Below are 11,015 nucleotides of genomic sequence, written 5' to 3' on the forward strand. Positions count from 1 at the left end.
CTCCCCGCCCGCCCCTTCACCGAAACCGGCACTAATAACATGCCGAAACCGGCACAAATGACCACCGAAACCGGCACTAATGACGTGCCGAGACCGGTCGAGGTCACTGCTGTCGCCGGGGCTTATCGGTGTGGGTAGTGGCACCCATGGCGTCGGCCGGCAGCGCGCCATACCGTTGTGGAGTCGGCGCCCGGGCGGCACTCATGCGACGGGTACCGGTGGCGACTCATGGACAAGATGAAGGGGTGCCTGTCATGGTGGTTGCTGCGCGTGTTGGTTCTGTTGGTTGTGGTGTGTCGGGTCGGCCGGTTGGTCGACGGGCGGCGCTGGTGATGGCGGGTGGTGTGCTCGGGCTTGCGCTGGCAGGCTGCAGCATCGGTGAGGATGCCGATGAGGAGCCCACCGCGGGGCGGACCGAACGCAGCTTCGCGCCATCGGAGAAGCCGGCCCTGTACCTGTATCCGCGGGAGGTGACGCGGCTGGACGTGACCCTGGACTATGCGGGGGAGCTGACGTACACCTATCCGGCTGTGGAGCAGGAGGGCACGAAGGCGACCTGGCAGGTGACCGCTACGCCTGCGGGGGAGTTGACCGACGCTGCGGGGCGGGAGTACCCGTACCTGTTCTGGGAGGGCGTGAATGCGCGGTCCTTCACCCCGACCGAGGGCTTCGTGGTTGAGGCCGGCCGAGAGGTGGAGTTCCTGGAGGACAAGCTGGCCGTGCTGGGACTCAACCAGCGGGAGGCGGCGGAGTTCATCACGTACTGGGGGGCCGCGGATCGCCGCGCGCGGACGCTGCCTGGTGACGTTCGCCGGTGACTGGTTCGCCACGGTGGCCCGCTACCGTTTCGCTTCCGAGGGACAGCAACTCGCCCCGGATACGTTCATCCGGGTGTACCTGGTCATTTCTGCGGTTCCGGAGTCGTCGGTTCCGGCGCAGGTGCTGGTGCCCGGGCCGGAGCGTGAGGGCTTCGTGGCCGTGGAATGGGGCGGCACGGAACAGTAGCCTGAGGGCACGACCACTGCCGCGGCATCCGGACGCCCCGTCGTCCCGGGCTCCACTGTGAGGTACCGAGGCTAGTGACGTCCCGGGACCGCGCCGGCGTACAGGTACACGCCGACCCGCCTCGGCAGCCCCTCGACGTCGAGCTCGAGATCACGGGTAGCGGCGCGCATCATGCCGCGACGCTCGTAGAACTGGTAGTTGCACAGCGAGTCCGTGTACAGGAAGAAGTCCGTACGCGAGTGGTCACGCAGGTGCTCCATGAAACCGTCGTACAGGTGAGTGCCGACGCCGCGGCCGCGGGCGGCCGCATGAGTGGCGAAGAGCGTGATCTCGTCGGTGAGGGCCGCGGCGCCGGTGCTGAGCACATCGCTGCGGAGCTCGGCGTAGCGGCGTTCAAAACCGTATGCCTGCTTGAGCGTGTGCCACTGCGGCAACCCCGCTGTCGCCAGCCAGGCCATGGCCGACAGCTTGCGGGCGTGGGCGAGGGGCCGGGCCGGAAGGTGGGGCTCGTCCTCCACCCTCCCCATGATGACGCCCAGGACCCGGCCGACGTCGTCGACGGCGACCCGCGTATAGGTGGAGGCGAGCAGACAATCGGACAAGACCACCTCCGCGGCGGAGCGCTCCAGGTAGGGGCGCGGGGCGTAGCGGCGGACGTGGAAGGCGTCGAGGATGATCGCCAGCACGCCTTCGGTGTCGTGGGGCTCGTAGGGGCGGTAGATGGTGTCGGACATTGGTTCTCCTGACATCGCTGAGGAATCCTGTTCCGTACGACGACGCTAGGAAGCCGGCCTGGGCGCGCCCGGGGAGATGCCTTCGGGTTTGCCGCGCCACGGGCTGCTGGCAGCACCGGGTTATGCGGCAGCACCGGGCTCCGCGTCGCTCTCGCCGGGGGTGGGGCGACGGCGCGCGTTGGAGATTGTGGGTGGATGCCGGAATACCTCGTCGCCTAGGACGGTTGTCCCAGTCGCCGGCGGTGCTGGATGCACCTCCGGAGGGGCGACTGAATCGCACCAGTGCCCCGCCCCGCCGCACGAGCGCGTGCCCGGCGGACAACACCACGAGCCATCCGATTGGGAAGGAAGCCCCATGGCCCCGACAAACATCACCGGCGCCGAGTTCAACCAGACCGTCCGCGGCAAGGGCATCACGCTCGTCGACTTCTGGGCCTCTTGGTGCGGCCCGTGCCAGCGCTTCGCGCCGGTGTTCGAGAAGGCCGCAGAGAACAACCCCGACATCACCTTCGCCAAGGTCGACACCGAGGCCGAGCGCGAGCTTGCCGGTGCGCTGGGCATCTCCTCGATTCCGACCCTCATGGTCTTCCGCGACGACGTCCTCGTCTACCGCGAGGCCGGCGCCCTGCCCGCCAAGGCGCTGGACTCCCTCATCACCCAGGTGCGCGAGCTCGACATGGACGAGATCAAGCGCAAGATCGCCGAGGAGGAGGCCGCCGTCCCCGCCCAGGGCTGAGGGCACAGGCCAGAGGTTCGCGCCACGTTGGGATCGCGGCGCCCCGTCGGGCGCCGCGCGGGGCGCGTCTGCCCGGACCCGCATGTCATGTCGGCATAGGCGGGTTGATATCGCCTGGCCCCGCGCTGAAAAACCGCCCGACGCGCCCGACGCCGCACGCTGCAACGTGTGACGTCGGGCGTAGTTCTGCGGCGCGAGAGACTCGGCCATCCCTCAGGTTCCCTTATAAGCGATAAGACCTTCCGCTTGAAGTGTCGCGATTGTAAACTCCTAGCCATGAGCAAGAACGTCAAGAACCCAGCTGTCATCCCGGCCTTCGCCGCCTCCAAGACTCTCGCCGCCGACCTGCAGCGCGCCCTGGTGGACATCACCGCCCTCAGCCTTGTCGGCAAGCAGGTCCACTGGAACCTGGTGGGCCCCAACTTCCGCGACCTGCACCTCAACCTCGACGAGGTCGTCGACATCGCCCGCGAGGGCTCCGACGAGCTCGCCGAGCGCATGCGCGCCATCAACGCCTGGCCCGACGGTCGCCCCGCCACCGTCGCCTCTCAGACCACCGTTCCGGAGGCTCCCGAGGCCGCCGTCATCACCGCCGACGCCGTTGACTACATCGTCTCGGCTATCAACGCCGTCGTCACCACCCTGCGTGACATCCACGACGCCGTCGACGAGGCCGACCCCTCCTCCTCCGGCATCCTCGAGGACTACACCCAGCGCCTGGAGCAGCAGAGCTGGTTCCTCTCGGCCCAGAACTACTCCGCGAGCTGAGTTCTGGCGCCAACCGCACACGCTGACTGCACCTAACCTTGGGTGCATGTCGCATGTGCCCTCCGCCGACGTCGCCCGCCTGCGCCGCCTCACCCGGCACTTCGCCACCGAGGCCGTCCAGGCCGGCGACGTCGCCGCATTCCCGCCGCCCGCCGCCCTCGCCGAACTCCCACCGGTGGAGCTGCGGCGGCTGCTGGACGGCCTGCTCACCATTCGCCCGCCCCGCGAGATTCCCGACGACGACGTCCGTGAGGACTTAGATGAGATGCTCGCCGCCGAGGCCTCTAAGCGGGTGCACGACGCCGGCGCCCCCGACGCCCTGACCCTGCCCACGCTGGCCATCACCCACGGCGTGACCGGCGCGCTCGGCGAGCACGTCGCCCTGTGGCGCGGCGACCTCACGACGCTGCGCGCCGGTGCAATCGTCAACGCTGCCAACGCGCAGATGCTGGGCTGTCGCGTCCCCGGACATGCCTGCATCGACAACGTTATCCACGCCGTCGCCGGGCCGGGGCTGCGCGCCGAATGCGCCGCCTACATGGACTCGCGTAGCGGCACGCCGGAGCACACGGGCAGAGCGCTGCTCACCGGCGGCTACCACCTGCCGGCCGCACACGTCATCCACACCGTCGGCCCGATCGTCGAGGACGGCCGCCCCACCGCCGAGCAGCGAGATCAGCTCGCCTCCAGCTACCGGTCGGTGCTGGACACCGCCGAGCGGGCCGGTCTGGACTCGGTCGGCCTGTGCAGTGTGTCGACCGGCGCTTTCGGATACCCCAAGGACGAGGCGGCGCCGCTCGTGCTGCGCGTACTCACCGATTGGCTGGCCGCCCACCCCGACTCCACCCTGCGGATTGTCATCTGCGCCTTCGCCGACGCCGACGTCGCCGCCTACGAGGCAGCGATCGCAGCGTTGCCGACGAGCGCCTGACGCCGATGCGGCCGGTTTCGGTACGTCATTAGTGCCGGTTTCGACACGTCATTAGTGCCGGTTTCGACACGTCATTAGTGCCGGTTTCGGCATGTTATTAGTGCCGGTTTCGGTGAGGAGGGATGAGCGTGGGGGCATCTGGCGAGATTGCTGGCGAGAGGGCGGCGAGTGCGTGAGCGCCAACATCACCGGCCATACGGGCCGGGCATGAGGATCCAGGCGATGGCATAGACGACCCACATGGGCCCGGGCAGCAGGGCCAGCGCGAGTGTTGCCAGACGCACCAGCGTGGGGCTGACGCCCCAGTGCTCGGCCAGGCCACCGCAGACGCCGGCGATGAGTCGACGGTGCGAGCGGCGCGGCAGCTGCGAGCGCCAGGACTCGGTGCGTTGGGAGAAGGAGTCGCGGTGGCCGTAGGAGCCCGAGGGTCGCTGCTGTGTCATGGCTTCAGCTTGCCGAAGGTCGCCGTCCGCCGGTATCCGGGACCACCCTGATCCGCCCCTTAACCCTCATCGGGCCGCGCTGCCGCCGCGGCCCGGGCGGCGGCCGGCGCGGCGGCGGCGATGCGTTCCACCTCGGCGTCGCCGTGTGCCGCGGAGACGAACCAGGCTTCGAACACGCTGGGCGGCAGGGCCACCCCCGCGTCCAGGAAGGCGTGGAAGAACGGTGCGAACCGCCACGCCTCCTGCGCCCGCGCAGACTCATAGTCGCCCACGCCCTTGGTTTCAGCGTCCGGTCCGAACATGATCGAGAACAGCGAGCCCGAGTACTGCACCCGGTGCGGTACGCCCTGCGCTGCCAGCGCCCCGCCGACGACGTCCCCGATCTCGTGGGCGCGGCGCGCGACGGCGGCGTAGACGGCGTCGTCGGCTAGGGCCAGCGTGGCCAGGCCGGCCGCGGTTGCGAGCGGATTGCCGGAGAGCGTGCCCGCCTGATACACGGGCCCAACCGGCGCGAGCAGCTCCATGACCTCGGCGCGGCCCCCCACCGCGGCCAGCGGCATGCCGCCGCCGATCACCTTGCCGAAGGTGAACAGGTCCGGCACCCAGGCGGCACGGTCCCGCCAGCCGGTCGCCCGCCCGTCGACGCCGCCCGGCCAGGAGGGGACGGCGGAACCCGTGGGCGCCGCATCGGTGCTCGTCCAGCCGCCAATCGCCTCCAACCCCCAGAATCCGGCGGGCCCCACGCGGAAGCCGCTGAGCACCTCGTCGGCGATCATGAGGGCGCCGTGCTCGGCGGTGACCCGGCGGATGGCCGCGTTGAAGCCGGGTGCGGGCGGCACCACGCCCATGTTCGCGGGCGCCGGCTCGGTGATGACGGCGGCGATCTCCTCCCCGCGCGCCGCGAAGCACTCCTCCAGGGCGGCGACGTCGTTATAGGGCAGGACGAGGGTTTGCGCGGCCACCGCCTCCGGCACGCCCGCCGACCCCGGCAGGCCGCCGGTGGCGACGCCGGACCCGGCCGCCGACAGCAGGCCGTCGCTGTGCCCGTGATAGCAGCCGGCGAACTTGACCACCAGGTCGCGGCCGGTGGCCCCGCGCGCCAGCCGCACCGCCGTCATGGTCGCCTCGGTGCCGGTGGACACCAGCCGCAGCCGCTCCACGGCCGGAACCCGGCGGCGCACGGCTTCGGCCAGCTCGGTCTCCGCGGCGGTCGGCGCCCCGAAGGACAGCCCCCGGCCGGCCGCCTCTTGCACCGCCTCGACCACCGCCGGGTGTGCGTGCCCGAGTAGCGCCGGTCCCCAGGACCCGACCAGGTCCACCAGGTCGTGCCCCTCGGCGTCGACCACGTGGGCGCCGCGGGCGTGGGAGATGAAGGCGGGCGCGCCGCCCACCGAGCCGAAGGCCCGCACCGGGGAGTCCACCCCGCCCGGAATCACGGCGCGGGCCGCGGCGAACAGGGCGGTGTTCGTGGGCGAGTCGGTGGGGACGTGTGCGGACATGAATGCTCCTGTGGGGTCGACGGCGGTGGTAGCTCTGAGCCTAGAGGGTCAGAGCCGGACGCGAGTGCCGGCTTGGGAACGCCCGGTGAGGCTCCGCCGACTCTCAGCGGCGCAGGCCCTCGGCCACCTCGCGTGCCCAGTAGGTGAGCACGCAGTCGGCGCCGGCGCGCACGATTCCGAGCAGTGATTCGGCGATGACGCGCTCGCGGTCGATCCAGCCGTTGGCGGCGGCCGCCTCCACCATCGCGTACTCGCCGCTGACCTGGTAGGCGGCCACGGGCACCGGGCTGGCGGCGGCCACGTCGGCGAGTACGTCCAGATACGGCCCGGCCGGCTTGACCATGACCACGTCCGCGCCCTGCTCGACGTCGAGCATGACCTCCCGCAGCCCCTCACGGCGGTTGGCGGGATCCTGCTGGTAGGTGCGCCGGTCGCCCTTGAGGGTGGAGCCGACCGCCTCCCGGAAGGGCCCGAAGTAGGCGGAGGCGTACTTGGCCGAGTAGGCCAGGATGGTGACGTCGTCGTGGCCGGTGGCGTCCAGGGCGGTGCGGATCGCTGCCACCTGCCCGTCCATCATGCCGGAGGGGGAGACCATATGCGCCCCGGCCTCGGCCTGGGAGACCGCCATCGCCTGGTAAAGGGCGAGCGTGGAGTCATTGTCGATCTCGCCGGCGCGCGGGTCCCCCTCGGGCCGCACCAGGCCGCAGTGGCCGTGGCTGGTGAACTCATCCAGGCAGGTATCCGCGCACACCACCAGCGCGTCCCCCACCTCCGCGCGCACCGCGGCCACGGCCCGGTTGAGGACGCCGTCCTCGGCCCACGCCTGCGAACCCACCTCGTCGCGCGCGGCGGGGACCCCGAACAGGTCGATCGCCCCGACCCCGGCCTCGGCGCAGGCGGCGGCCTCGCGGCGGATGGAGTCCAGCGTGTGCTGGACGACGCCGGGCATGGCGCCGATCGGTTGCGGGGTGTCAATGTCCTCCCGCACGAAGGCGGGCAGGATCAGCTGCGCGGGACTGATGCGGGTCTCAGCCACCAGGCCCCGCAGAGCCGGAGTGCGGCGCAGACGGCGGGGACGAACGGTCGGGACGGCAGGTGCGGGCACGCCCCGCGAGGTGAGCAGGTCAGCGGCCGGTGAGGTGGCTGGGTCGCGCGGGTCAGGTAGGGGGGTGGTTGTGGTCATGGTGGTCTCCTCGGAGGTGCGGGCCGGTGCCGTCGGGAAGGGCTACGGGCAACGCTACGCGGGTGCGGCGGCTGCTTCCCGCGGGCCCTTGCGAGTCAGGTGCGGGTGGCCGCGGCTCGGCCTACGTCATATCGCTCGGTTTCGGCACGTCATTAGTGCCGGTCTCGGTACGTTACAAGTGCCGGTTTCGGCACGTTACTTGTGCCGGTTTCGGTGAAGGGGTGCGGTGGGGTGGGACGGGGCGGCAGGGGCCAGGATGCCAAGGGTCAGGATGCCGAGGACGGAGTCCCGAATGGCCGCGGGAGTCGGCTGGGCCGCGATGGCGTCCACCTGCAGCCCCGCGGCGGTGGCGGCCTTCGCGGTCGGGCGGCCGATCGCCACCACGCGGGTTGCTGGCGGTGGCGGTCCCACCAGTGCCATCAATGCCCGGGTTGAGGAACCGGCTACGAGCACCACCGCGTCGAAGTCGCCGCGAGCCCAGTCGCTGGCCAAACTTTCCGGCAGCTCGGTGGCCGGGACCGGCTCCATGGTGTAGGCGGCCACGGCATCGACCTGCCAGCCGGCACCGCTCAGGCCCTCGGCCAGCGCCGGGGACGCCAGGGCCGACCCCGGCAGCAGCAGGCGGCGGCCGGACGCGTCCGGCCCACGGCGCAGCGGAGGCGACTCGAGCAGCGCGGCGCCACTGCCGGCCGCCACCAGGTCGGGCTCCCGGCCCAACCGCTCCCGTATGGCCCGCGCGGTGGCCTGGCCGACGACAGCAATCCGAGTCCGCCGGGGCAAGGGTGCGCGCAGTGCGCCGACGTTGGAGAACTCCACGGTGCGGGCCGAGGTGACCACCACCCAGGCGTACTCGCCCGCGGCCAGCGCGGCGGCGGCACGCTCCCGGGGACCGGCAGGCCCGGGAACGGCCCGGGTCACGCCCACGCAGACCACCTCGGCGCCCGCCGCGGCCAGCGCGGCGGCGATGGCGTCGTCCGGTTTGGCGCGCGGCAGCAGCACGCGTCGCCCCGCGAGCGCGGTGCCCGAGGCTGGCGGCGCGGGGCGAGCATCCGCGGTGTGCGCGGGGCAGGGCTGTTCGGGGCCGATAGCACTCACGGCGCCTCCCGGCGGCCCCGGTCCGGCGCCGCGGCGTGCAGGTCGACGAGCTCCGCCGCGCCGGCTTCCAGTAGCGCTGTCGCCACCGCATCCCCGAGCCGGGCGGCATCCGCCCAGCTGCTGGTCGCCGATTCCCGCAGCAGTCGGGACCCGTCGACGGCGGCGACCACCCCGTCCAGTCGCAGCCCGGTGCGCCCGTCCGCCAGCGTCGCGGGCACGGCCACGGCCCCGACCGGTGCGGCGCAGCCGGCTTCCAACCTCCGCATGAGTGCGCGCTCCGCGGTGATGGCCGCACGGGTGGAGGCGTCATCAAGCTCGGCGAGGGTGGCGGCCAGCGTGGCGTCCAGACCGGGGTCGGCGCCGGCCTCGGCCCGCGTCTCCAGCGCGAGCGCCCCCTGCGCGGGCGCCGGCACCATAACCGGCGCGGGCGCGGGCGACTGCGCGGGCCCGGCCGACTTAGCTCCCGCCGCTCCTACCCCGCCTCCCGCGGGCAGCGCCAGCACCTGGGTGGCGTAGTCGTCTAGGCCGAGACGCCGCAAGCCGGCCAGCGCCAGGACCACGGCGTCGAGGTCCGGCTCGCGCACGGCACCAAGCGGGCCGTCCGCCCCCACCACCGCACCGACCACTCGGGACAGCCGCGTGGGCACATTCCCGCGCACGGGCACCACTTCCAGGTCCGGCCGCACGGCCAACAACTGCGCGGCGCGCCGCGGCGAGCCCGTGCCCACACGTGCCCCGGGGGGCAGGTCCGCCAGACCCACCCCGCCCGTGGTGCACAGGGCGTCGCGGGGATCCTCACGGGCGGGGAAGGCGGCGATCCGCAGTCCGGGCACGGGCGCGGTCGGCAGGTCCTTGCAGGAGTGCACGGCCAGATCGCAACGCCCCTCCAGCAGCGCCTCGCGCAGGGCCGCCGCGAAGACCCCGACCCCGCCCAGCCGCGTCAGGGGCGTGGCATCGACGTCGCCGCGGGTGCGGATCTCTACCAGCTCGACCTCCAGGTCGGTGCCGATGCGCTGGGAGGCGGCGGTGATGGCCCGCGCCACCTGGCTGGACTGGGCTACCGCCAGCGCCGAGCCGCGCGTGCCCAGGCGCACGGTCCGCTTCGATGATGGGGCGCCGCTCATGCGCGTCCCTCCGGTGCCGGGGCGGCCGCGGTGAGTCGGGCCGCCTGCTCGCGGGCATGGGCGACGACGGCGGCAATACCGGTTCCGGCCACCCATGCCCCGGTGACCGCCAGCCCCTCCAGGGGCTCGACCTCGGCCAGCAGCCGCCGCGTGCGCTCACGGTAGGCGGGGGTGACCGGCGGCAGGGTGCCGTCCCACCGCACCAGCATGGAGTCGATGACGTCCTCCTCGCGGATGCGCACACCGGTGAGCACCTCCACATCGGCCAGTGCGTCGGCCAGCTCCACCTGCGGGCGCGGCTCGCCCGGCCGCCCGTAGGACAGGCGCAGGGCATGAATGTCGTCCGGTGCCTCGGTCCCGTGCAGTTGCCGTAACTGCTCGCCGATCCATGGCCACTTGACCGACAGGTGCGACAGCGCCTTGGCCCGCACCGGCGCCTGCCCGGCGGGTGCGGGCGCCACCAGTAGCCCGGAGCCGACCGGCGTCCCCGCCAGCCCCGGCGCGCGGGCCACCAGGGTGAAGCGGGCAATGGGGGAGCCGACCGGCACCTCCAACGCCGTGTCCACCCCCGGCGCGCCCGCGAGCAGTCGTAGCGCCGCGCCCGCCGAGCAGGCCAGCACCACTCGCGGTGTGCGCACCACCCGCTCCGGCCCGGCCGCCACCGGCTCCGCCGACGGCGTGGCTCCGCGGGTGGTCGGGGCGATGCCCACCTCCCAGCCGCCTGTGGTGTCGGCAGCGGGCCGCAACCACTGCGCCCCGGTACGGGTGAGGACCTCGCCGCCGGCCGCCTCGATCGCCCCGCGCAGCCCATCGGTGAGGCAGAACAGTCCGCCCGCCACCGTCACGTCGGCGGCGCCACCGCCGCGCCGCCGCGCCCGGCGCCGCTCCAGCAGCTCGGCCACCGCCGCCTGCAACGACCCCAATCGTGCGGTCGCCTCCCGCAGGCCGGGGGCCACGGTGTCCGCCGCCAGGTCGGCCGGGTCGGCGGTGTGAATACCGGCCACGATCGGGCGCACCAGCCGGTCCAGGACCGCGTCGCCCATGCGGGTGCGCACGAAGGAGGCCAGGTCGGCCGGGTCCTCCGGGCCGGTGCCCACCCGCCCGTCGAGCTCGCTGTCGCGGGCCGCCCGCGCGGCGGCGGCCGGGCCGATGATGGCGACGACGTCGTCGGCGCGGGCGTTCGCGGGGATGCCTAGGAAGGCGTCGCGCAGGAAGCGGTGCAGGCGCCAGCCGCGTGCCGGGTCCGGCCCGGCACTATTGGCGGGATCGCCGTCGGCGTCCTCCTCGGCAGCGCGCGCAGTGGTGGCGTGAGCGGACACCTCGCCCGGCGGTGGCAGGAACAGCCGCGCACCGCCACCGGACGGCCCGACCACCTCCAGTCCGAGCGCGTCGACCATCTGCGTGATGGCGTCGCCGCGGATGACGAAGCCCTCCGCCCCCAAATCCATGCGTACCCCGGCGATCTTGCCGCTGGCCACGAGCCCACCGGTGTAGCCG

12 protein-coding genes are annotated in these 11,015 nt (G+C 72.7%); 5 read left to right on the forward strand and 7 right to left on the reverse strand.

Going from position 1 to position 11,015, the window contains the following annotated elements:
- Window positions 1-344 precede the first annotated feature (344 nt).
- A complete protein-coding gene (locus RWX45_RS12625; RefSeq protein ID WP_316024070.1) occupies window positions 345-818 on the forward strand; it encodes a hypothetical protein in 474 nt (157 codons plus the stop codon).
- A complete protein-coding gene (locus tag RWX45_RS12630) occupies window positions 802-1,005 on the forward strand; it encodes a hypothetical protein (RefSeq protein WP_316024071.1) in 204 nt (67 codons plus the stop codon). Before RWX45_RS12625 ends, RWX45_RS12630 begins: the two co-directional genes overlap by 17 nt.
- 71 nt (window positions 1,006-1,076) lie before the next feature.
- Here RWX45_RS12630 and RWX45_RS12635 read toward each other — a convergent pair whose 3' ends face one another.
- Window positions 1,077-1,739, reverse strand: coding sequence for a GNAT family N-acetyltransferase (locus RWX45_RS12635; protein ID WP_316024072.1), 663 nt, complete (start codon window positions 1,737-1,739; stop codon window positions 1,077-1,079).
- A 355-nt stretch (window positions 1,740-2,094) separates the two neighbouring features.
- Between RWX45_RS12635 and trxA the strand changes: the two genes are divergently transcribed.
- The 3 genes from trxA to RWX45_RS12650 all read left to right on the forward strand — a co-directional run bounded on the left by trxA (window position 2,095) and on the right by RWX45_RS12650 (window position 4,174).
- Entirely contained in the window at window positions 2,095-2,475 is a 381-nt protein-coding gene (gene trxA, locus RWX45_RS12640; protein ID WP_316024073.1) for a thioredoxin, read from the forward strand.
- Between the two features lie 276 nt (window positions 2,476-2,751).
- Window positions 2,752-3,243 (forward strand): DNA starvation/stationary phase protection protein, encoded by a 492-nt coding sequence (locus RWX45_RS12645; protein WP_316024074.1) that lies wholly within the window; start codon window positions 2,752-2,754, stop codon window positions 3,241-3,243.
- A gap of 46 nt (window positions 3,244-3,289) precedes the next feature.
- Window positions 3,290-4,174: a macro domain-containing protein gene (locus tag RWX45_RS12650; RefSeq protein WP_316024075.1), complete on the forward strand. Its 885-nt coding sequence runs from the start codon at window positions 3,290-3,292 to the stop codon at window positions 4,172-4,174.
- Between the two features lie 185 nt (window positions 4,175-4,359).
- On the opposite strand, the gene RWX45_RS12655 is transcribed toward RWX45_RS12650, so the two are convergent.
- The 6 genes from RWX45_RS12655 to RWX45_RS12680 form a co-directional block, all read right to left on the reverse strand.
- Window positions 4,360-4,617, reverse strand: a complete 258-nt coding sequence (locus RWX45_RS12655) for a PspC domain-containing protein (RefSeq protein WP_316024076.1) — start codon at window positions 4,615-4,617, stop codon at window positions 4,360-4,362.
- 59 nt (window positions 4,618-4,676) lie between these two features.
- Window positions 4,677-6,116, reverse strand: a complete 1,440-nt coding sequence (locus RWX45_RS12660; protein WP_316024077.1) for a glutamate-1-semialdehyde 2,1-aminomutase — start codon at window positions 6,114-6,116, stop codon at window positions 4,677-4,679.
- A 103-nt stretch (window positions 6,117-6,219) separates the two neighbouring features.
- Window positions 6,220-7,299 (reverse strand): porphobilinogen synthase, encoded by a 1,080-nt coding sequence (gene hemB, locus RWX45_RS12665; RefSeq protein WP_316024078.1) that lies wholly within the window; start codon window positions 7,297-7,299, stop codon window positions 6,220-6,222.
- A 195-nt stretch (window positions 7,300-7,494) separates the two neighbouring features.
- Window positions 7,495-8,394, reverse strand: coding sequence for a uroporphyrinogen-III synthase (locus RWX45_RS12670; RefSeq protein WP_316024079.1), 900 nt, complete (start codon window positions 8,392-8,394; stop codon window positions 7,495-7,497).
- Window positions 8,391-9,518, reverse strand: coding sequence for a hydroxymethylbilane synthase (gene hemC, locus RWX45_RS12675; protein WP_316024080.1), 1,128 nt, complete (start codon window positions 9,516-9,518; stop codon window positions 8,391-8,393). Before hemC ends, RWX45_RS12670 begins: the two co-directional genes overlap by 4 nt.
- A partial coding sequence (locus tag RWX45_RS12680) for an FAD-dependent oxidoreductase (protein WP_316024081.1) occupies window positions 9,515-11,015 on the reverse strand: 1,501 nt, incomplete at its 5' end. The genes hemC and RWX45_RS12680, both read right to left, overlap by 4 nt.

It is taken from the genome of Actinomyces sp. MRS3W, assembly GCF_032465695.1.
Lineage (GTDB): Bacteria > Actinomycetota > Actinomycetes > Actinomycetales > Actinomycetaceae > Actinomyces.